The 21564-nt window shown below is 31.9% G+C and carries 22 protein-coding genes; 20 read left to right on the forward strand and 2 right to left on the reverse strand.

The genetic code is table 11. The features are described from left to right. The first annotated feature begins 62 nt into the window (after positions 1-62). The 6 genes from BC748_RS13300 (at position 63) to BC748_RS13325 (ending at position 4838) form a co-directional block, all read left to right on the forward strand. A complete protein-coding gene (locus BC748_RS13300; protein ID WP_133533986.1) occupies positions 63-1460 on the forward strand; it encodes a serine hydrolase domain-containing protein in 1398 nt (465 codons plus the stop codon). Positions 1461-1683: 223 nt separating this feature from the next. Further along, positions 1684-2379 (forward strand): CPBP family intramembrane glutamic endopeptidase, encoded by a 696-nt coding sequence (locus tag BC748_RS13305; RefSeq protein WP_162846477.1) that lies wholly within the window; start codon positions 1684-1686, stop codon positions 2377-2379. A 162-nt stretch (positions 2380-2541) separates the two neighbouring features. Then, complete coding sequence (locus BC748_RS13310; protein WP_133533988.1) at positions 2542-2901, forward strand: hypothetical protein; 360 nt, start codon at positions 2542-2544, stop codon at positions 2899-2901. A gap of 204 nt (positions 2902-3105) precedes the next feature. Beyond that, positions 3106-3765: a hypothetical protein gene (locus BC748_RS13315; protein WP_133533989.1), complete on the forward strand. Its 660-nt coding sequence runs from the start codon at positions 3106-3108 to the stop codon at positions 3763-3765. 317 nt (positions 3766-4082) lie between these two features. Continuing rightward, positions 4083-4619, forward strand: a complete 537-nt coding sequence (locus tag BC748_RS13320; RefSeq protein WP_133533990.1) for a DUF2975 domain-containing protein — start codon at positions 4083-4085, stop codon at positions 4617-4619. A 3-nt stretch (positions 4620-4622) separates the two neighbouring features. Continuing rightward, the gene (locus tag BC748_RS13325; RefSeq protein WP_133533991.1) at positions 4623-4838 is read left to right on the forward strand and encodes a helix-turn-helix domain-containing protein; all 216 of its coding nucleotides are present in this window, start codon (positions 4623-4625) and stop codon (positions 4836-4838) included. A 53-nt stretch (positions 4839-4891) separates the two neighbouring features. On the opposite strand, the gene BC748_RS13330 is transcribed toward BC748_RS13325, so the two are convergent. After that, positions 4892-6055 (reverse strand): PAS domain-containing sensor histidine kinase, encoded by a 1164-nt coding sequence (locus BC748_RS13330; protein ID WP_133533992.1) that lies wholly within the window; start codon positions 6053-6055, stop codon positions 4892-4894. Positions 6056-6343: 288 nt separating this feature from the next. On the opposite strand from BC748_RS13330, the gene BC748_RS13335 reads away from it, so the two are divergent. From BC748_RS13335 to BC748_RS13380, 10 genes are all read left to right on the forward strand, one after another. After that, a complete protein-coding gene (locus BC748_RS13335) occupies positions 6344-8416 on the forward strand; it encodes a prolyl oligopeptidase family serine peptidase (RefSeq protein WP_133533993.1) in 2073 nt (690 codons plus the stop codon). A gap of 290 nt (positions 8417-8706) precedes the next feature. After that, positions 8707-9468, forward strand: coding sequence for a Rossmann-like and DUF2520 domain-containing protein (locus tag BC748_RS13340; RefSeq protein ID WP_133533994.1), 762 nt, complete (start codon positions 8707-8709; stop codon positions 9466-9468). Continuing rightward, the gene (locus tag BC748_RS13345) at positions 9452-9979 is read left to right on the forward strand and encodes a KdsC family phosphatase (RefSeq protein ID WP_133533995.1); all 528 of its coding nucleotides are present in this window, start codon (positions 9452-9454) and stop codon (positions 9977-9979) included. Before BC748_RS13340 ends, BC748_RS13345 begins: the two co-directional genes overlap by 17 nt. 60 nt (positions 9980-10039) lie before the next feature. Continuing rightward, positions 10040-10966, forward strand: a complete 927-nt coding sequence (locus BC748_RS13350; protein ID WP_133533996.1) for a geranylgeranylglycerol-phosphate geranylgeranyltransferase — start codon at positions 10040-10042, stop codon at positions 10964-10966. After that, the gene (locus tag BC748_RS13355) at positions 10959-11552 is read left to right on the forward strand and encodes a Maf-like protein (RefSeq protein WP_133533997.1); all 594 of its coding nucleotides are present in this window, start codon (positions 10959-10961) and stop codon (positions 11550-11552) included. The genes BC748_RS13350 and BC748_RS13355 overlap by 8 nt, the downstream gene beginning before the upstream one ends. Continuing rightward, the gene (locus tag BC748_RS13360) at positions 11549-12079 is read left to right on the forward strand and encodes a mechanosensitive ion channel family protein (protein WP_133533998.1); all 531 of its coding nucleotides are present in this window, start codon (positions 11549-11551) and stop codon (positions 12077-12079) included. The genes BC748_RS13355 and BC748_RS13360 overlap by 4 nt, the downstream gene beginning before the upstream one ends. Before the next feature lie 55 nt (positions 12080-12134). Continuing rightward, positions 12135-12485, forward strand: coding sequence for a hypothetical protein (locus tag BC748_RS13365; RefSeq protein WP_133533999.1), 351 nt, complete (start codon positions 12135-12137; stop codon positions 12483-12485). Positions 12486-12781: 296 nt separating this feature from the next. After that, positions 12782-13162 (forward strand): hypothetical protein, encoded by a 381-nt coding sequence (locus BC748_RS13370; protein WP_133534000.1) that lies wholly within the window; start codon positions 12782-12784, stop codon positions 13160-13162. 89 nt (positions 13163-13251) lie between these two features. Then, entirely contained in the window at positions 13252-15753 is a 2502-nt protein-coding gene (locus tag BC748_RS13375) for a PIG-L family deacetylase (RefSeq protein WP_133534001.1), read from the forward strand. A gap of 110 nt (positions 15754-15863) precedes the next feature. Further along, complete coding sequence (locus BC748_RS13380) at positions 15864-17579, forward strand: sodium:solute symporter family protein (protein ID WP_133534002.1); 1716 nt, start codon at positions 15864-15866, stop codon at positions 17577-17579. A 52-nt stretch (positions 17580-17631) separates the two neighbouring features. On the opposite strand, the gene BC748_RS13385 is transcribed toward BC748_RS13380, so the two are convergent. Beyond that, positions 17632-18486, reverse strand: a complete 855-nt coding sequence (locus BC748_RS13385) for a DUF2911 domain-containing protein (RefSeq protein ID WP_133534003.1) — start codon at positions 18484-18486, stop codon at positions 17632-17634. Between the two features lie 136 nt (positions 18487-18622). Here BC748_RS13385 and BC748_RS13390 point away from each other — a divergent pair, with 136 nt between their 5' ends. From BC748_RS13390 to BC748_RS13405, 4 genes are all read left to right on the forward strand, one after another. After that, the gene (locus BC748_RS13390) at positions 18623-19102 is read left to right on the forward strand and encodes an SRPBCC family protein (RefSeq protein WP_133534004.1); all 480 of its coding nucleotides are present in this window, start codon (positions 18623-18625) and stop codon (positions 19100-19102) included. A 19-nt stretch (positions 19103-19121) separates the two neighbouring features. Continuing rightward, a complete protein-coding gene (locus tag BC748_RS13395) occupies positions 19122-19820 on the forward strand; it encodes an SDR family NAD(P)-dependent oxidoreductase (protein WP_133534005.1) in 699 nt (232 codons plus the stop codon). A gap of 98 nt (positions 19821-19918) precedes the next feature. Beyond that, positions 19919-21205 carry a cryptochrome/photolyase family protein gene (locus tag BC748_RS13400; RefSeq protein WP_133534006.1) on the forward strand — a complete coding sequence of 429 codons (1287 nt, stop codon included), beginning with the start codon at positions 19919-19921 and terminating at the stop codon, positions 21203-21205. 84 nt (positions 21206-21289) lie between these two features. Beyond that, the gene (locus tag BC748_RS13405) at positions 21290-21532 is read left to right on the forward strand and encodes a hypothetical protein (protein ID WP_133534007.1); all 243 of its coding nucleotides are present in this window, start codon (positions 21290-21292) and stop codon (positions 21530-21532) included. The last annotated feature ends 32 nt before the right edge of the window (positions 21533-21564 follow it).

The raw sequence follows: 21564 nt of genomic DNA on the forward strand, positions 1-21564 counted from the left end.
AACATATAAACAAGTTGGCAGAAATTTTACCTAACAAACGAAAAATTGTAATTTAAAAAAAAATGAAAAAAATATTCTTAATTTTATTAGTATTAATTGCTAACAATCTATTGGCTCAAAAAACTCAAAAATTAGACAGCTTATTTAAAAAATTAAGTTCTAATAAAGAATTTAATGGAAATGTGCTAATCGCAGAAAAAGGAAAAGTAATTTATAAAAATAGTTTTGGTCTAGCGAACGAAACTACCAAAGAAGAATTAAATGAAAATTCAATTTTTGAATTGGCATCAGTTTCCAAACAATTTACTGCTTTTGCAATTGTAATTCTAAAAGAAAAAGGAAAATTAAAATATGAAGATAAAATTGGAGACATTTTGCCCCAATTATCATTCTACAAAAATATTACAGTTCGCAATTTATTAAACCACACCAGCGGTTTACCTGACTATATGAAAATTTTAGATAGTTTATTAATAGACAAAACGTGGAATAACAAAACTAAAATTGCTACTAATAAGGATATTTTAGATGTTTTTGAAAAACATAAACCAAGTTTACTATTTGAAACTAATGAAAAATGGGAATATAGTAATACAGGTTATGCAATATTAGGATCAATCATTGAAAAAGTAAGCGGTAAATCATACGCTGAATTTTTAAAAGCAGAAATTTTCAAACCGCTAAAAATGAAGAATACCTTTGTTTACACAAGAAGGTTAAAACCACAAAAAATTAACAATTACGCTTTTGGTTATGTTTATTCCGATAGTTTAAAAATAAACCAACTTCCAGATCAAGTTAAAGGAATGGACTTATATGTGTACACATTGGACGGAATTGTTGGCGACGGAACTGTTAACTCAACGATAGATGATTTGTTAAAATGGGATAGAAGTTTAAATACAAGTAAATTAGTGTCAAAAAATGACATTAATGAAATTTTTAATCCGACCACTCTAAATAACGGAACAAAAACAAAATATGGTTTCGGTTGGTTTTTAGAGAACAACGAAACTTTCGGAAAAATTGTTTATCATAGTGGAAGCTGGCCAGGTTACATTTCTTATATCGAAAGACATATTGATAATGATAAAACCATAATATTATTGCAGAATAATGACAATAGAAATACAAAAATTCCATCAAAATTAATTAGAAATATTCTTTACAATATAGAACCAGTAACTTTTAGCGATGACTATCTAAAGAAAATTAGCGGAGATTATAAAACAGAGCAGGGTAATATTAAGAAAGTACTATATGAAAATGGAAAGTTATATATTCCAATGTTTGCCGAAGAAAAATTCGAGTTGGAACCCATTACTAAAACACTATTTACAGTTATTGGGTTTAGTCCTGAAGTACGATATGAATTTGTTTTTGAAAACGATAAAGTAAAAAAATATATTGTCACACAACCTGAACAAGGCGTAAGAAAGGAAGCAGTAAAAATTGAATAAAAAAACTTCTGCCAACAGCAGTTTGGCAAAATGGCGGGTTCAGTGCTAAATTGAACATTTGGTTTTCAAAAGAAGTTTAGTGCTAAAATGATAGTAAGTGCTTCAAATTCCGCCACTTCTCCAAGCTGCAAACCGTTACTGGCAAGTTTAAAAAACCGAATTACAAAAAACATTAATGACTAATCGACTTTATTTAAATTTATTTATAAGCTTAACAATATTGTTGATAGGATATTATTCCGCAACAGAAATCACAACTTATTGGGGAAATAAAATTGTAAATATAACTTCTATAGTTTTGGCAAGTTTATTTTTAACAGGCTTTAGTTTTAAAAACTTACCGAAGAAAGTTGATTTAGAAATTTATTATAAATATTTGTTTCCAATCTCATTTGGAATTATTGGTTTATGCTTGCTGAATTATTTCATTCCTGCATTGGTTTACAAATTAATGGACTGGAATTTTAATAATGACATCTTAAAATCAATTACAAATTTACCAAGATTTTTAATTATGATGGTTTTGAGCGTATTCTTAGAAGAATTATATTATAGAAGAATAATTGCTCAAAAAATATTAAATGAAAAGGGGTTTAGAAAATCAATTTGGTTGTCGGCATTGGCTTTTTGTATTGGTCATTTCTTTTCAAGCACAGGTTTACTAAGTGCTTTTTTAGGCGGTTTAGTTTTAGGCTATATATTTCTGAAAACAAAGAGTTTAATGTTAAGCTTTATTGCTCACTTAATTTACAATTATACAACATATTTTGGTGCATTAAAACTTAATGAAAATACTAATTTGTGGAACTCATATCTAATAATTTATTTCATTATTTTGATTGGACTTTTAATGATCGCTATAATGTTTTATATCATAAAAAAGTGGAAACCGAAAGTGGAAACCGAAAGTAGAAGCTAGAAAACCAGCCAGTAACAGCCACTACAACGGATTTGGGCAATTGGTTTAATAGAAAGTTGGTTTTGTATTTGTGATATTTGGCAAATCCGAAAATAGGGCTTAATTTAGTCCCAAACCCGCTGTAGTACCAGAACGTTATGTGCAACCTTAAAAACACCTATAATGAAATTGATATTTTCAACTTTAATTGTACTATTTTCTTCAACTTTAAGTGCACAGGTCAAGATTGAATTGAAAAACAATACTGGACAAAGAATTGTCTCTCTTATGATTGGCAATACGTTTGTAGGAACAATTGAAAAAGATGCTACTAAAACAATCATTACTCCAAAGATTGTGTGTGATAGCGGAAAACCAATACTTAACCTTTCGGGAATTGTTGGCGGCAGAAATTATAAAAAGAAAAATAATCCTATATGTGGAACTTTTTTGAAAACTGTTACTAAAGCCGAATATAAAAGGGATATTGTTTTAGTTCCAATTGGGAATGGTGAGAATATTTTAGTGGCCAAAGAAAATTAAAGCCAGATTATAATAACGGTTTGTACAATGGCTGGTTGCTTAGTTACCTTGACGTTTTTTCTTCACGAAAAAATTTTATCTTAAACAGAAACTAATCCATTCGCTGACATCTCCACTGACGCAAAGCTGCAAAACGTTACAACCTAGCTTCACAAAAATTTTGCGGTAAAGGAAATTCACGTTGGAAGAAACCGAAAAGTAGCTTTGAAACTAACTTTTCAAAAAATAAACAAGACATCCGCCAAAGTAAACAAGGCATCCGCCAAAGTGAACAAGACATCGGCCAAAGTGAACAAAGCACCCGCCAAAGTGAACAAGACATCCGCCAAAGTAAACAAGGCATCCGCCAAAGTAAACAAGGCATCCGCCAAAGTAAACAAGACATCCGCCAAAGTGAACAAGCCTTCCGCCAAAGTGAACAAGGCATCCGCCAAAGTAAACAAGGCATCCGCCAAAGTGAACAAGACATCCGCCAAAGTGAACAAGACATCCGCCAAAGTAAACAAGGCATCCGCCAAACTAAACAAGCCTTCCGCCAAAGTGAACAAGGCTTCCGCCAAAGTGAACAAGACACCCGCCAAACTAAACAAGACATCCGCCAAAGTAAACAAGGCATCCGCCAAAGTGAACAAGACATCCGCCAAAGTAAACAAGGCATCCGCCAAACTAAACAAAGCATCCGCCAAAGTGAACAAGGCATCCGCCAAAGTGAACAAGGCATCCGCCAAAGTGAACAAGCCTTTGGCTCAAATAAACAAGACACCGGCCAAAGTGAACAAGACACTGGCCAAAGTAAACAAGGCATTGTCCAAAGTGAACAAGACATTGTCCAAAGTGAACAAGACATCCGCCAAAACCGAATAAGCATTGGCACAAATGAAACAGAAAGTATACAACAGAAAAAATAAAACTTACCAAATCGAATACAAAGCCACCTTATAACAGACATTACTCGCAATTACGAATTTTGTGGTAAATTCAAATTTACATTTCACAAAAAATTTTATCTTCAATTGATTATAAATCCCTTAGATAACAAGAGTACAAAGCATGAAAACGCTCTCTTTATTTTGACACTAAAAAGTTTCATTTCTAAAAAATATTTTGAATAGTAATACATATTTATTGTTTATCAATAAAAATTTATTATATTTGCGTAATAATTTTAAAACTTTTTAATTATGTCAAAAACAAACAACATCGTATTTTGGGGCTTATATGTTATTGCCTGGCTTATTTTTGTGGGCTTGTCTATTGAAGCTGGTGGCTTACTCGTAAACTTCTTTTTCAGTTTGTATAACCCTGAATTTGTCCAAAATCTTTATCAAAAGTTAGACTTGTCAGCAATGTATGCCGCCAGTAAATTAGCTTTCTTTGGTGTGTATAGCTTCGTGTTAATCATTTCAATTTTAAAAGCTCGGCTATTTTATACCGTTATCAGTCTGATGCACAAAATGGATTTGTCAAAACCATTCACCAGTTTTGTTTCGAAAAAAATTTTACAAGTAAGCTATTTTACACTTTCCATCGGAGTGCTTAGTTTCATTGCCAAAGAATTAGTCACTGATTTAAAACATTACGGTTTTGTAACTGACAATTTAAATCCGTTTTGGACAGACAGTGAAGCTTTTATTTTAATGGGAGCAGTTGTATATATTATTGCTATTATTTTCAAAAAAGGAGTAGCTATTCAAATTGAAAACGATTTAACTGTTTAAACTATGGCAATAATTGTAAACTTAGATGTGATGATGGCAAAGCGAAAAATTTCGCTAAACGAGCTTTCAGAAAGAGTTGATTTAACACTATCTAACCTTTCTATTCTTAAGACAGGTAAAGCAAAAGCAATTCGTTTTAGCACGTTAGACGCTATTTGTAAAGCTTTAGATTGCCAACCAGGTGATATTTTGGAATATAGTAATGATATAGAAAAATAGTAATCTTACATTTAAAATTGGTGTTGTAAAGAAGTAATTTTCTCGAGTTTTTGTTAGTGAATTTCTTCTGAAACATTGATTTTATCCGAACACTTTTTGATAGGTAAAGAAAAATAAAAAGAAGAACCCTTTCCTTCTTCGCTTACAACCCAAATATGTCCACCATTTTTTTCTAAAAATCCTTTAACTAATAAAAGTCCAATGCCTGCGCCTTTGTTTTCTTCTACTGCTTTGGATAACGATTTTACTTGTGGAGTAAAGAGTAAATCTTTAGTTTCTTTAGACATTCCAATTCCAGTGTCTTTAATTTCAACAACAATCATATCATCGCTTTTTTTGGCAGACAAGGTTATTTCTCCACCAGTATTCGAATGTTTTATAGCATTGGTAATTATATTTTGAAGAATGGACAAGACCATTTTCCCATCGGCAAACACATAATTGTTCTCCTCTATTTTATTATGAAAGCGGATTGAGTTGATAGCAGCTGTTTCTTTTAAAGATTCAAAAACTTTATCAACATAATCCGTTAGTTCAATTTGAGCAGGAACAAAAGCATCAGAGGCATATTTGATTCTAGCCCATTCAACTAGATAATCCAACATGTTTAATTGGTTTACCGTAGCGTTATAAAATTCATGCAACAAATTTTTAGCCAATTCGGGTTCTATGGTCTCAAAATTTGATTTCAGATAATCAGCACCTTGTATAATTGCTGCCAATGGACTTCTTAAATCGTGCGAGAGTATAGCCAAAACGGTTTCTTTATGAGCGTTGAGTTCTTCTAATTCTTTAGCATATTTTTTTATAGCATCTTCTGAAGCTTTTCTAGTCGTAATATCGCGTAATATTTTAACAAAACCGATTACTTCTCCGCTAGCATTCTTTAATGGAAAAACTAAACCATCTGCATAAAATGTTTTTCCGTCTTTACATTGATGCCAACGAATGTCCTTGCATCGTCCTGAATTTAAAGCGGTATCAATTTCTATTTTAGGAATACCTTTTTCTTTGTCTTCTTTTGTGAAAATAATTTCAAATGGTTTACCTAAAATTTCCTCTGTTTCATATTTAAATATCTTCGTAGCACCCGAATTCCAGCTGTTTATCTTCAACTCCTTATCAACTGTAAAAATACAGTAGTCTTGTAAACTGTCTATTACCAAACTATAGAATTCGGCACTGGGCACGCATTGCTCTTCGAAGATTTTATTCATTTAATAGTCATTATTGATAGTCAATTTTGGTAATCGTAAATTCTTATTGATCCTAATTCACATCCAACAAAATTATATTACTCAATCATAGTGGAGTTATATAATTTTATTAATTTATTATATAATTCCTTTAAAAAGAAGATTTAGTTAACCTATTTTATATATATAAATGATTTCAAAAAAACATTAAAACAAAACAGTAATTAAATGATTTATAGATGTTATTTGTTTACTGATTACAATTGTGTAAATTTGAATTGAACAAAACACAGACTAAACAATATAATCATGGCAAAATACACTTTACTCCTATTGGCAATTTTTGGAATTAACAATACAGTCAATGCACAAGAAGACAAATACCTTTGGCTCGAAGAAGTTGATGGCGAAAAAGCCTTATCATTTGTAAACGAACAAAACAAAGCTACATTTGATAAATTGAGTAAAGAAAAAGATTACCAATCCATTTATGATCAATGTTTAGCTATATTCAATTCATCTGAACGTATAGCTTATCCGTCAATAAATGGTAACTACGTTTATAACTTTTGGAAAGATAAAAACCATGAAAGAGGAATTTGGCGACGCTGTTTATTAACGGATTATAAAAGCGGTAAACTCAACTGGGAAACACTTTTGGATATTGATGAATTATCAAAAAAAGATAATAAAAAATGGGTTTTCAAAGGTGCTTCAGGTCTTCATCCAACCTATACTAAATTCTTAATAAGTCTATCAAATGGCGGCGGCGATGCAACTATCATTAGAGAATTTGATGTAGATAAAAAAGCATTTATCAAAGATGGATTTCAAACCGAAGAAGCAAAAGGTTGGGCAAGTTATGTTGACGAAAATACAATAGCAATTGCTACCAACTTTGGAGAAAAAACAATGACTGATTCAGGCTATCCAAGACTTGCAAAATTGTGGAAAAGAGGAACAAGTCTAGACTCGGCACAACTCATTTATGAAGGAAAAAAAGAGGATGTTGGCGTTTGGTGTGGTGTTTATCACGATGGTTCCAAAACGTACACTTATGTTTCTAGAGCAATTACCATCTTTAATTCAGAAAAACTTTTTTGGCACAATAACCAAATGGTTTCCTTAGATATTCCTTTAGATGCTGACATCAATAGTTTGTTAAATGACCAATTGATTGTTACCCTAAAATCCGACTGGAAAGTAGAAAATAGTACTTTTAAATCTGGAACCCTAATTAGTTTAACGCTTTCCGAATTGCTAAAAGGGAAAAAAAGCATCAAAACGATTATTGTACCTGATGAATTTTCTAGTGTCGATGGAGTAGCAACAACAAAAAACAAAGTGTTAATCAATATGCTTAGCAATGTGACGAATAAGTTATTTGTTTTCTCTTTTGATGGCGAAAAATGGCAAAGCAAACAAGTAAAAGCTCCTGAATATGGTACTATTGGAATAATCACCACCGATGATACTTCGGATGAATATTTCTTTAATTTTCAAAACTTCATCACTCCTTCTACATTATTTGCTGCTGATGCAAAAGAAAATACTCTAAAAGAAGTAAAGTCACTTCCTGCATTTTTTGATGCAAGTAAATATGAAGTGAAACAGTACAAAGCCAAATCAAAAGATGGTACGCTTGTTCCCTACTTTTTGGTTGCCGCAAAAAATCTTAAAACCGATGGTAACAATCCTACTTTAATTTATGCTTATGGTGGATTTGGTTCTTCTTCTCAACCCTACTATGCTTCTGCGGTTGGGGTTTCATGGTTAGACAAAGGCGGTGTTTATGTTTTAGCCAATATCCGTGGTGGTGGCGAATTTGGACCGAATTGGCATCAAGCCGGTTTAAAAGAAAAGCGTCAAAACGTTTTTGACGACTTGTATGCCGTTTCTGAAGATGTCATTGCTAAAAAAATAACATCATCAAAACACCTTGGTGTTATGGGTGGAAGCAACGGAGGTTTACTTGTAGGTGTTGCTTTTACTCAACGACCTGAATTGTATAACGCCATTGTTTGTGAAGTGCCATTATTAGACATGCAACGTTATAACAAATTATTAGCTGGCGCAAGTTGGATGGGTGAATACGGCAATCCTGATATTCCAGAAGAATGGGAATATATTAAGAAATATTCTCCTTATCAAAATCTAAAAGCAGAAATGAATTATCCCGAAGTTTTCTTCACTACTTCTACTCGCGATGATAGAGTACATCCAGGTCATGCTCGAAAAATGGTAGCCAAGATGAACGATATGGGTTATAAAACTTTCTATTATGAAAATATGGAAGGTGGTCATGCTGGTGCTTCAACGAATGAGCAAACTGCAAAAATTGATGCACTTATCTATTCGTATTTATTAAAAAAATTGAAATAATAGATATAATTGTTCTGTTGTTAAAATACACGTTCTAGCATTAATTAAAAGAAAATTAAAATGGTTAAACCAAAGATTAGAGAGTAGAAATATAAGCGATTATGATGTCGATAAAGATAAATTTGAAAACATTTGGAGCACTATAAAAAAAGAGCCATTACTTAAATTATCAGAAATTATAGATTTTGATGAATTCTCAATTGATTTCTGAAAAAACGAATTTCCTTTTTTGAGTTACATTAATTGTAATAAACTTTTACTTCTAAAACCTATTTTAGTACTTTTGCACCATGATTAGAGTAGTAGTTATTGGTGCTGGCAATGTTGCCCAACATTTAATTTTGGCGTTCCAAAAAACCAAAGAAGTTCAGCTAATTCAAGTACTAGCTCGTAACAAAATGGAGTTATCGTGCCTACTCGATTCTAATCTTATCACTTCTGATTTTAATCAATTAAAAGAAGCCGATTTGTACATTATCGCTGTTAGTGATAATGCCATTCATGATGTTTCTAGCCAAATACTTTTTGACAATAAATTAGTGGTTCACACTTCGGGAAGTACTGATATGAGTGTGATACATTCAAAAAACAGAAAAGGCGTTTTTTATCCGTTACAAACTTTTTCAAAAACAAAATCATTAGATTTCAGTAGAATTCCAATAGCTTTGGAGAGTGAAAATACGAGTGATTATAAATTACTAGAAAAAGTAGCAAAAGCCATTTCAAACGAAGTCTATCAAATTAATTCAGAACAACGAAAAGCTTTGCACGTTGCTGCAGTCTTTGTGTGCAATTTCACCAATCATTTATATCAAATTGGCGAAACTATTTGTGAAGAAAACAAACTTCCTTTTGAATTATTAAAACCGTTAATTCTAGAAACGGCGGATAAAATTCAAACCTTATCACCAAACGAAGCACAAACGGGTCCAGCCAAAAGAAACGATACCACAACGATTAACGCACATTTGAATTTTCTAAAAGACGAAAATCAAATCAACATTTACAAAACACTAACCAAATCAATTATTGATAATGGAAAAAAGTTATAAAGAATTCATGAACGACATCACTACTTTTATTTTTGATGTAGATGGCGTTTTAACCGATAGTTCGGTTCACATCACCCCAACTGGCGAAATGCTTCGCATTATGAACATTCGAGATGGATTTGCAATGAAAGCAGCTATCGAAAGTGGTTATAATGTTTGCATCATCTCTGGAGGAAACAATGAAGGTGTTCGTATTCGATTAAGAAACTTAGGAATAACCGATATTCATCTAGCTTCACCAGACAAAGTCGCAACCTTTAAAGAATATACAGAGTTATACAACATCAAGCCGGAACAAGTTTTATACATGGGCGATGATATTCCTGATTTTCATGTAATGCAATTAGTAGGTTTACCAACCTGTCCGCAAGATGCAAGTCCTGAGATAAAAGCCATTTCAAAATATATTTCACACAAAAACGGAGGAAAAGGTGCTGTTCGAGAAGTTATTGAACAAGTGATGAAAGTGCAAGGCAAATGGCATATGTATTACAATGGAAAACACGATTAATCATAGACTTTTAGGTGATAGACAAATAGATAATAGACTTTTTTATTATTAAACAATAAAATGAAATACCTTAAATTAATACGTTACCAAAATTTACTCCTAATTGCTTTTATGCAATTAATCCTTAGATATGGTTTTTTAAAACTACAAAATGTTGAATTGGCTTTAGCCGATTGGCAGTTTGCTTTGTTGGTTTTATCCACAGTTTTTATTGCAGCTGGAGGTTACATTATCAACGATATTATGGATCAAGAAACAGATAATGAAAATCGTCCAAACAGCGTAATCGTTGGAAAAAGTGTGACAGAAAACATGGCTTACAATTGCTACTTTGGATTTACAATTATTGGTGTTTTGATAGGTTTTTATTTGTCCAACCTTGTCATGAGAAATAGTTTTTTTGGCATTTTTATCATTTCATCTGTATTGCTTTATCTCTATGCAACCAGTTTAAAACAAATCGCAGTTATAGGTAATATCGTTGTGGCTTTGGTTTTAGCATTGAGCGTTTTAATCGTTGGAATGTTTGATATAATTCCAGCTACCGATTTTAACAATCAACAACAAATGAAGATGTGGTTGTATATTCTTCTTGACTATGCGGTATTTGCTTTTATCATTAATTTTATAAGAGAAATAGTGAAAGATTTACAAGATTTAAATGGCGATTACAATCAAGGAATGAGAACTTTACCTGTTCTTTTGGGTGTTGAAAAAACAACAAAAATCGTCACCGTTATTTCGTTATTAGCAACAGTAGCTCTGCTTTGGTACGTGAATCATCATTTGATGAATTCGAAATTATACATCGCTACAGTTTATGCTTTATTATTTATGATAAGTCCAATGATATTTGTAGCGATAAAAGTATGGTCGGCAACTTCTTCAAAAGAATTTCGTTTGTTGAGCACAATTCTAAAGGCGATTATTTTCTTCGGAATACTTTCAATTTTTATCATTACACTAAACATATTGTATAATGCTTAAAGAAAAATTAAAAGGATATAAAATTATTTTAGCATCGGGTTCGCCCAGAAGACAGCAGTTCTTTAAAGACCTCGATTTGGATTTTGAAATCAAACTAAAAGACGTTGAAGAAATTTATCCTGATACGCTTCAAGGAGTTGAAATCACTAATTTTTTAGCCGAACTAAAGGCCAATTCTTTTAATAACGAAATACTATCAAACGAAATAATTGTAACTAGCGACACTATAGTTTGGTTTGAAAATAAAGCACTAGGAAAACCAAAAGATGCCAACGATGCATTCCAAATGCTAAAAAAAATGGCCGGAAAAACACACGAAGTAATCACTTCTGTTTGTTTTAAAACAACTTCAAAATCAGAACTTTTACATACTGTAACTAAAGTAACATTTAATCCAATCAGCGACGAAGAAATTCTATATTACATTCAAAACTACCAACCTTTCGATAAAGCTGGTGCCTATGGTATTCAAGAATGGATTGGATTAATGGCAATTTCAAAAATAGAAGGTTCTTATACTAATGTTGTTGGACTTCCAACCGATTTAGTTTATGACTATTTATCAAACTTTAATTCAAAAAAATGAATTTCTTAAGCGGATATACCAAAGAAGTTTTTGCTACTGGAATAGTAATTTTAGTTCTAATCGTTTTGCGTTTTTTTATTGCCAAATTGGTTAGAAAATATGCTAGAACGAGTTCAATCATTGAGCATCGAACCAACTTGGTGATAAAATACATCAATATTCTTTTAAATCTTCTAGCAATTGTTGGTTTGATAATCATTTGGGGTGTTGAAAAAAAAGACATTCTAGTTACATTTTCGTCTGTGGCAACCGTAATTGGTGTTGCTATGTTTGCTCAATGGTCAATTTTAAGTAATGTAACCTCTGGCATAATATTGTTTTTCTTTTTTCCTTTTAAAATTGGTGATATTATCAAAATTCATGATAAAGATTTCCCAATTCAAGCTGAAATTGAAGATATTAGTGCTTTTCATGTTAATCTAAAAACTACCGATGGCGAAAGGATAACGTATCCAAACAATCTTTTACTTCAGAAAGGAATTTCAATTATTAATCAAAATTTTGATGATAAAGATTTCGTTGATTAATGCATTATAAACTATCTTTGCAAAGAATTTTTGTTATCCCAAATCTACGAAAATAATGAAGCTATACCCTTTTATATTAGCTATGCTGTTTGCATTGTTATCCAACTTGTCATATTCTCAAGTCGCGGAGAGAAATTACAGACTTGAAATTAATCCAAAAAACAACTGTCTTTACAGGTATTTCTACTATCCAAATATTCAAACGTATTACGATTCGCTAAAAAAAGTATTCTACTATAAAGAAAATGGCGAATGGATTACCGCTGAAGAACTTCCTAAAAATTATGGTGGTTACTCACTTTACAAATTTTCAAGAGTTGATATAACCGATTATGATGATGATGAACCCTATCTTTTAATCGAAGAACATAAAATTAAATATCCTTATAAGAAAAAAGGCTATTAACTTCAAATGCTATTTTTTTCTTAAAATCACTTTTCAGTTACTATTTTTCTTATCTTTGTTATAAGTTATTAATAATTTATCAATCTTATTAACAATTTGCTATTGTAAAAAATTGATTGATAAGCAAAATAAAAACTGTCATTATTGTAAAACAAAATTTACAAATATTATAAAAAATTACATTTTATCGATGTTTTTATTTATTTAATCGATTATTTATGTATTTTTGTACTTAATAACTGAGATGCAAATAATATTGTTTTACAAAAACAGGTATCTGAATTAAAATTATTATTATGAATGCGAAAAAAATACTTTTAGTGTTTGCATTTATTTATTGTAACACTATTTCGGCACAAGTAACTTATTTGGATAATACCAACAATTTAAAGTTCAACTCCAAAACGAATTGTAAATTACGATATCTCTATTTCCCTAATCTTCAAGCCTATTTTGACAAATTAGAAAAAGTGTATATCTTCCAAGAAAAAGGTGAATGGATCAAAGCGGAAGAACTTCCAATCAATTATGGTGGTTATTCGCTTTATAGTAAAGTTAGAGTTGTAATCACTGATTATGATGAAGAACACCCTTACTCACAAATAAAAGTTCACAAAAAACAATTTCCTTATAATGCTAAAGGTCATTTTACTTATGCCACAGCATCCATCGATTAAATAAAATTAGTGTTAAATTCCAATTAAATAAAACAACTTTTTTTATTTAATATGTATATTTGAAGCTATTGCAAACCAAAGATTGAAAAATGCAAAAGCTTTATAAATACTCTATTTTATTTTTCCTTTTATCATTTAAAACAAGTCAAGCACAACAACCTGCTAAACTTACTTCTGCTGAAATTTATAATCAAATTCAAAAACTAAATTTTCTCGGCACAGTGCTTTACGTCGCGGCACATCCTGACGATGAAAATACACGATTAATTTCTTATCTATCCAACGATACAAAAGCCCGAACTGGTTATTTATCGCTAACTCGTGGTGATGGTGGTCAAAATTTAATTGGAACTGAACTACGTGAGTTACTCGGCGTAATTAGAACACAAGAACTTATCGAAGCTAGAAAAATAGATGGTGGCGAGCAGTTTTTTTCGCGTGCCAATGACTTTGGATATTCTAAAAACCCAACGGAAACTTTGGAAATTTGGGATAAAGAACAAGTACTAAGCGATGTTGTTTTAGCCATTCGCAAATTTCAACCCGACATTATAATCAATCGTTTTGATCATCGTTCGCCTGGAACAACTCATGGTCATCACACAGCTTCTGCAATGTTGAGCATCGAAGCTTTTGACAAAGTAAATGATGCTTCCTTTTTTCCAAATCAATTGGAATTCGTTAAAACTTGGCAACCAAAACGAATTTTCTTCAACACATCATGGTGGTTTTATGGCAGCAAAGAAAAATTTGATAAAGCCGATAAATCCAATTTAGCACAACTTCAAATTGGAACTTATTACCAAACCATTGGAAAATCAAACCAAGAAATTGCTGCACTAAGTCGAAGTCGTCATCAATCGCAAGGATTTGGTTCAACAGGAACTCGAGGTGAAGAAGACGAATATTTAGAATTTCTAAAAGGTGAAAAACTAAACGATAAAAATGCAATTTTCGAAGGAATTGATACCACTTGGAATAGAGTTCAAGGTGGAAAAGCCATTGGAGAAATTTTAGCCAATGTTGAGAAAAACTTCGATTTCAAAAACCCATCGGCTAGCGTTTCTGGATTGGTAAAAGCCTATGATTTAATTCAAAATCTATCTGATAAACATTGGAAAGAAGTTAAATCCGAAGAAATAAAAAAAATCATTGCCGCTTGTACAGGATTATATATTGAAGCCGTTGCCGAGGTTCAAGAAATTACCCCAGATAGTCAATTAAAAGTAAAACTTGAGGTCATCAACAGAAGCTCAATTGCGATGAAACTTAATGGAATTGGTTCTATTCCAACTTATGAAACTAAGGAGAAAAAAGTTATAGAGTTAAAAAACAACTTACCTTTTACTGAAACCACTACATTAAACTTAAATAATACCATTGATTATACCAATGCATATTGGCTTAATAAAGTCGGAACTGACGGAATGTATCGCGTAGACGAACAAGAAAAAATTGGTTTACCCGATGTAATCCGACAAGTTACCGTTGGATTTTGGATTGAAATTCTTGGCGTGGAAATTCCGTTTGACAGAAAAGTGATTTATAAATACAATGACGATATAAAAGGCGAAGTCTATCAACCGCTTGATATTGTTCCACTTGCAACTTCGTCTATTGCTGAAAAAGTTTATATTTTTAATAATGACCGAAGCAAAACAGTTACTGTAAAAGTAAAAGCAGGAAAAGATAAAATCTCAGGGAATGTAAAACTTCAACTTCCTGAAAACTGGTCGGTTTCACCAACAGAAATTCCGTTTGCATTGGATAGAAAAGGTGAAGAAGTTTTAGCCGTTTTTAATGTTTCATCATCACGAGAAATTAGTGAAGTAGAAATTAAAAGCATTGTAACAATTGACAATCAAGTATTTGACAAAGAAAAAATAGACATCAACTATTCGCATATCTACAAACAAATGGTTTTAAAACCAGCCCAAGCCAAAGCCATTCGATTGAAAATTAAAACAAAAAACGAGAAAATCGCTTATATCATGGGTGCAGGCGATGAAGTTCCAAAGAGTTTACAACAAATGGGTTATGATGTAGAAATCATTAAACCCGAAACTATTTCGGCTGAAAAGCTAAGTTCATTTGATGTCATCATCACGGGAATTCGAGCTTATAATGTGGTAAACGCTTTAGCTTATAAACAAAAAATACTTTTGGATTTTGTTAAAAATGGCAAAACCATGATTGTGCAATACAACACTTTAGACGATTTAGTTTCCAAAGAAATGGCACCTTTTCCATTGAAAATTTCTCGTGATAGAGTTACTGAGGAAGACGCCGAAGTTCGATTTTTAGAACCAAATCATCCAGTTTTAAATTATCCAAATAAAATAACTGTTAATGATTTCAAAGGCTGGAAACAAGAGCAAGGTTTATATTATCCGAACGAATGGGATAAGGCTTTCACTCCTATTCTATCCGCAAATGATGATGGAGAAAAACCAAAAAATGGTGCATTACTTGTAGCAAAATATGGCAAAGGAAACTACATTTACACTGGATTGAGCTTTTTTAGAGAATTGCCAGAAGGCGTTTCAGGAGCATTTCGTTTAATCGCAAATATGATAGCAATTGGAAAATAACATGGAAACACCAAAAAAATCTTCTTGGAAAAATAGCTATACATGGGTTTTAATAGCCAATGCTATTTATATTATCATCTTTTTTGTTTTAATGCAATTATTCTTCTGATATGCAACAACTTGACTGGATTATATTATCGGTTACACTACTTTTTATCGTGTTCTATGGTGTTTATAAAACCAAAGGAAGTGCCAATGTAGAAGAATACATTCTTGGAAACAAAGAAACTCCTTGGTGGACAGTTGGACTTTCGGTAATGGCAACACAAGCCAGTGCCATAACGTTTTTATCAACGCCTGGACAAGCCTATCACGACGGAATGGGTTTTGTACAATTTTATTTTGGATTGCCTATAGCTATGGTAGTCATTTCCATGACATTCATTCCAATCTATCATCGACTAAAAGTATATACTGCTTATGAATATTTGGAACAGCGTTTTGACTTAAAAACACGTTCGTTTACAGCAATTTTATTTTTAATTCAACGAGGTTTAGGAACTGGTTTGACCATTTATGCTCCGTCAATAATTTTATCTTCTATTCTAGGCTGGAATTTAACTATGCTCAATATTATCATTGGAATTTTGGTAATCATTTACACCTTTACTGGTGGAACAAAAGCGGTAAACGTTACCCAAAAGCAGCAAATGTTTATCATTATGAGTGGAATGTTTATTACTTTCTTTTTGATATTACATTATCTTCCAAACGATATGACTTTTTCAAACGCAATGCACATTGCTGGCGCCAATGATAAAATGAATATCCTAGATTTTTCTTTTGATCCTGAAAATCGTTATACTTTTTGGAGTGGAATTACTGGTGGTTTTTTCTTGATGCTTTCTTATTTTGGAACTGACCAATCGCAAGTTGGACGTTATCTTTCTGGAAAATCTGATAGAGAAAGTCAAATGGGTTTAATTATGAATGGTTTCTTAAAAGTGCCAATGCAGTTTTTTATCCTTTTAACTGGTGTGATGGTTTTTGTATTTTTTCAATTCAATCCTGTTCCGTTACATTTCAATCCTGTAAATCGTGATGCCATTTCAAAATCAATATATGCAGAAGATTACAACTCACTCGAAAGACAATTAAAACAATTAAGCGAAGAAAAAAAGGAATTCAATCTACTATATATTGACCATTTAAATCAAAATTATGACAACCCAATTTTGAGAAATAAATTAATTTCGTTGTCAGGAAAAGAGAAAGATTTACACGACCAAGCCAAAGAAATTATAACAAAAGTTGATAGTAAAGCAGAAACTAATGATAAAGATTACGTTTTTATCTATTTCATTTTAAACTACTTACCATCAGGTTTGATTGGGCTTTTGTTAGCTGTAATTTTATCAGCGGCAATGTCGTCTTCCGCTTCAGGATTAACAGCATTAGCTTCTACAACAGCAATTGATATTTATAAAAGAAATGTAAAAGGTGAAAAATCAGATAAGCATTTTGTAGATGCCACTAAATATTTCACACTACTTTGGGGAATTATCGCTATTCTTTTTGCTTGTGTCGGAACATTATTTGAAAACTTAATTCAGCTAGTAAACATTGTAGGTTCAATCTTTTACGGAACCGTTTTAGGTGTTTTTTTAGTTGGGTTTTATATCAAATTTGTCAAAGCAAATGCCATATTTTGTAGTGCTGTAATCAGTCAATTAACCATTTTTATTATCTATTATTTTGCAATTCACATCTATCCAAATGGAGAAGAAAAACTAGGTTATTTGTGGCTAAACTTTATTGGAGCTTCTTTAACCGTTGTTCTTTCCATCCTTTTCCAAATGTTTGACAGAAGAAAAGTTATCGCATAAAAAAAACCACGAATTAAATCTAATTCGTGGTTTATACTATAACTAAGTAAAATTATTTTTTACTCCATTCTTTGATACTGTCGTTATTCATTTTGACATAATCATCATTTTTCTCTTTTTCAGCTCCAGCTAATGATAATTTTGCAGTAGCAATTGCACCTGCTTTATCACCTAGCTTTCCTTGGATTAATGATTTCAAACGTAAATGCCAAAATGGAACATCAGTACCAGCTTTCACTAAAGAAACTGCTTTGTTTACATATTCTAAAGCTTTATTCAAATCTCCGTTAGATTGAAACAAATATTGTGCAGATGAAAAATAATCTCCTGCTGTTGGTCCAGCTAATACTTTATTGATACTAGCCATAGCTGCTTTTTGAGTAGGAACATCAAACTTCACAGAAACCATTGTTTTCTCCCATGAAATATCCAAACTTGCGCTGTCATTTGTTAAATTTCCAATAGAGATTGTAAATGTCTCTACAGAATTATTTAAAGCAATTGGATCAACATTTGTGCTTAAAGCAACTTTGTTTACGTCCCAGTTTTCCGGTGTTCCCCAATTTTCTGTGTCATTATAAAAAACAACTTCCCACATGTCTGCTTTTGGTGTAGTGAAAATAGCATATTTACCTTTTTTCAATGTAGTTCCTTTTATAACTACATCTTCGCTAAAAGTAACCATAGAATTTTGGTTAGCACCAGTTCTCCATAATTTCCCGAATGGAACTAAATCACCAAAAACGGTTCTTCCTTTTGCACTTGGTCTTGAGTATTCAACCGTTACATCAGTTAAACCAACTACTTGATTTAAAGTTGCTTTCGGACTTGGAGCAGGTGTTTTTACTTGTGCTTCAATTGTAAAATTAGCAATGATAATTGCCAATGCGATAATTATTTTTTTCATGATATTTAAATTAGTTTGTCAAAATTACAAATAGTATTCCTTTCAAATGTTAATATAAACTTAAAAACAATTCTTTTTTGTTTAACAAATACCGATAATAATTAAACATTTTGTAGTTTTACAAAAAATATTTCAAATGAAAATTTACAGACTGCATACCAAACAAAATTTACCGATATCAATTGACGAAGCATGGGATTTATTATCAGATCCAAAGAATTTACAGAAAATAACGCCTGATTATATGGGTTTCAAAATTCTTTCTGGAGCTGACAGACCAATGTTTCCCGGCCAAATCATCCAATATATTGTTACTCCAGTTTTAGGAATTCCTGCCAAATGGGTCACCGAAATTACACATGTTGTTGACAAAAAATATTTTGTAGATGAGCAACGTTTTGGTCCTTATGCGCTTTGGCATCATAAACATTTTATAAAAGAAATTCCAGGTGGTGTTGAAATGGAAGACATTGTAGATTACAAAGTTCCAATGGGAATTTTAGGTCAACTAGTTCATCCTTTTTTGGTAAAACCTAAATTGAATGAAATATTTGAATACAGAAGAAAAAAATTAATCGAAATGTTTGGTGAATTTGACAGTCAAAATTCTAAATAATAAATTCTAAAACTTACTCATGAAAAACATACTACTTATTGGCGGTTCATACGGTATTGGATTAGCTATTGCTAAAGAATTACAATATGAAAATAAAGTATTCATCGCCTCGAGAACCAATGACGAAATAGCCGAAATGCACGTTACGCACATTCCTTTTGATGCTTCAGCAGATACATTAGATACATCCAAATTACCAGAAGTAATCGATGGATTAGTGTATTGCCCAGGAAGTATCAATCTTCGTCCGTTTCGTGGTTTAAAACCAGAAGCATTCGAACAAGATTTACAAATAAATTTTATAAGTTTGGTAAAAGTTATCCAATCGGTCTTACCTAATTTGACAGCATCCAATCAGTCTAGTATTGTGCTCTTTAGTTCGGTTGCTGCAAGTATGGGAATGCCTTTTCATACTTCGGTTGCAGCTGCAAAAGGTGCCATCGAAGGATTTGCAAAAGCATTGGCAGCCGAATACGCTCCAAAAGTTAGGGTAAATGTAATAGCACCATCATTAACCGATACGCCATTGGCAGAGAAGTTTTTGAGCAACGATGAGAAAAAAGAAAAATCAGCACAACGACATCCGTTGAAAAGAGTTGGAACTTCTGATGATATGGCGCAAATGGCAAGTTTTTTATTATCTGAAAAAAGCAGTTGGATATCTGGACAAATCTTCCATGTTGATGGCGGAATGTCAACTTTATTGGTAAATGGATAACAATGTAAATAACAAAAATCAATGTCAATTGCAAAAATCAAATTTAAAAATTGAAATTGATTTTTGAAGTTGTTTTTTGATATTGAAATTTTAAAAATATGAACATATTCTGGTTTCGACGCGATTTACGATTAGACGACAATGTTGGACTTTTTCATGCCTTAAATGCGGAGGAAGAAGTACTTCCTATATTTATTTTTGATGATACGATTTTGTCGCAATTACCAAAAGACGATGCGCGTGTCACTTTTATTCACAATCAGCTAGAAAAAATCCAGAAACAACTGCAAGAAATTGGAAAATCATTAGCTGTTTTTCATGGAAAACCATTGGATGTTTATCGAAAATTAATTTCAGAAAACGCAATAAAATCGGTTTATACCAATCACGACTATGAACCTTACGCTCGTAAACGCGATTTGGATTTATACCATTTGTTTAAAGAAAATAAAATCGAATTTAAAACGAGTAAAGACCAAGTTATTTTCGAAAAAAGTGAAGTAGTGAAAGACGATGGAACGCCGTATGTGGTTTATACTCCGTATTCGAATAAATGGAAAGAAAATTTCAAAAAAATAAAGTTAATTAATTATAATTCAGAGGATTATTTATCAAAAATAGCGCTTCACTCCTATCCTCTTTTAAGTTTATCGGATATCGGATTTGAAACTTCATCCATAAAAGTGACACCGTTTGATGTATCAAGTAGTTTAATTGACAATTACGAAGCTACACGAAATTTTCCAGCATTGAATAAAACGTCTTATCTTGGAATTTATCTCCGATTTGGTGCTGTTTCCATCCGAAAAATGATTGCTAAAGCGATTGAAAGTAAGAACGAAACCTTTTTTAAAGAATTGATTTGGAGAGAGTTTTTTATGCAAATTTTGTGGCATTTTCCGCACACAAATAAGTCAAGTTTTAGACCAAAATACGACGAAGTAAAATGGGAAAACAACGAAAAATTATATAAAAAATGGTGCGAAGGAAAAACTGGTTATCCGTTTGTAGATGCAGGAATGCGCGAATTAAACGCAACAGGTCACATGCATAATCGCGTGCGAATGATAACCGCTAGTTTCTTGTGCAAACATTTATTAATCGATTGGCGTTGGGGCGAAACTTATTTTGCTACAAAATTATTAGATTACGAACAAGCAAGTAATGTTGGCAATTGGCAATGGGCAGCTGGAAGTGGCGTCGATGCTGCGCCTTATTTTAGAATTTTCAATCCGACGGAACAAATAAAAAAATTTGATAAAGAATTGAAATACATCAAAAAATGGATACCCGAACTGGAAACAATTCATTATCCAAAACCCATTGTAGATCATAAAGAAGCGCGTGAAAAATGCCTGAAAGTTTATAAAGAAGCAGTTGGATAATCACTCAAATAATAATATATTGATAATTAATAGTTTACATCATTATTTAAACCTACATTTACTCATAATTTTAAATGAAATTTTATGAAATGTTCAAATTTAGGTGTGTTATTGTTTTCGGTGATGGTGTTGGTATCTTGTAAAAAAGAGGAAGAAGTAAAAGAAGTAGAAAATGTTACTACAGAAACAATCGAAAAAGAAACTGTAATCATCAGAGACACAGTGGAAGTAGCAAAACCTGAAGAAAAAAAAGGTACTAGCGTTAAAGTTAGTGGCGATGGTGTTGAGTTAAACAGCAAAGACATTGATGTAGATATCAAAAAATAATTTTACTACATCGTTTTTAATATCAAAGTCAT

This window comes from Flavobacterium dankookense (assembly GCF_004362665.1).
Classification (GTDB): Bacteria; Bacteroidota; Bacteroidia; order Flavobacteriales; family Flavobacteriaceae; genus Flavobacterium; species Flavobacterium dankookense.

Bases quoted from the DNA above. Each gene is read 5' to 3' on its own strand.
- BC748_RS13300 (WP_133533986.1), top strand. From the start codon at position 63: ATGAAAAAAATATTCTTAATTTTATTAGTATTAATTGCTAACAATCTA.
- BC748_RS13310 (WP_133533988.1), top strand. From the start codon at position 2,542: ATGAAATTGATATTTTCAACTTTAATTGTACTATTTTCTTCAACTTTA.
- BC748_RS13320 (WP_133533990.1), top strand. From the start codon at position 4,083: ATGTCAAAAACAAACAACATCGTATTTTGGGGCTTATATGTTATTGCC.
- BC748_RS13325 (WP_133533991.1), top strand. From the start codon at position 4,623: ATGGCAATAATTGTAAACTTAGATGTGATGATGGCAAAGCGAAAAATT.
- BC748_RS13330 (WP_133533992.1), bottom strand. From the start codon at position 6,055: ATGAATAAAATCTTCGAAGAGCAATGCGTGCCCAGTGCCGAATTCTAT.
- BC748_RS13335 (WP_133533993.1), top strand. From the start codon at position 6,344: ATGGCAAAATACACTTTACTCCTATTGGCAATTTTTGGAATTAACAAT.
- BC748_RS13340 (WP_133533994.1), top strand. From the start codon at position 8,707: ATGATTAGAGTAGTAGTTATTGGTGCTGGCAATGTTGCCCAACATTTA.
- BC748_RS13345 (WP_133533995.1), top strand. From the start codon at position 9,452: ATGGAAAAAAGTTATAAAGAATTCATGAACGACATCACTACTTTTATT.
- BC748_RS13350 (WP_133533996.1), top strand. From the start codon at position 10,040: ATGAAATACCTTAAATTAATACGTTACCAAAATTTACTCCTAATTGCT.
- BC748_RS13355 (WP_133533997.1), top strand. From the start codon at position 10,959: ATGCTTAAAGAAAAATTAAAAGGATATAAAATTATTTTAGCATCGGGT.
- BC748_RS13360 (WP_133533998.1), top strand. From the start codon at position 11,549: ATGAATTTCTTAAGCGGATATACCAAAGAAGTTTTTGCTACTGGAATA.
- BC748_RS13365 (WP_133533999.1), top strand. From the start codon at position 12,135: ATGAAGCTATACCCTTTTATATTAGCTATGCTGTTTGCATTGTTATCC.
- BC748_RS13370 (WP_133534000.1), top strand. From the start codon at position 12,782: ATGAATGCGAAAAAAATACTTTTAGTGTTTGCATTTATTTATTGTAAC.
- BC748_RS13375 (WP_133534001.1), top strand. From the start codon at position 13,252: ATGCAAAAGCTTTATAAATACTCTATTTTATTTTTCCTTTTATCATTT.
- BC748_RS13380 (WP_133534002.1), top strand. From the start codon at position 15,864: ATGCAACAACTTGACTGGATTATATTATCGGTTACACTACTTTTTATC.
- BC748_RS13385 (WP_133534003.1), bottom strand. From the start codon at position 18,486: ATGAAAAAAATAATTATCGCATTGGCAATTATCATTGCTAATTTTACA.
- BC748_RS13390 (WP_133534004.1), top strand. From the start codon at position 18,623: ATGAAAATTTACAGACTGCATACCAAACAAAATTTACCGATATCAATT.
- BC748_RS13395 (WP_133534005.1), top strand. From the start codon at position 19,122: ATGAAAAACATACTACTTATTGGCGGTTCATACGGTATTGGATTAGCT.
- BC748_RS13400 (WP_133534006.1), top strand. From the start codon at position 19,919: ATGAACATATTCTGGTTTCGACGCGATTTACGATTAGACGACAATGTT.
- BC748_RS13405 (WP_133534007.1), top strand. From the start codon at position 21,290: ATGAAATGTTCAAATTTAGGTGTGTTATTGTTTTCGGTGATGGTGTTG.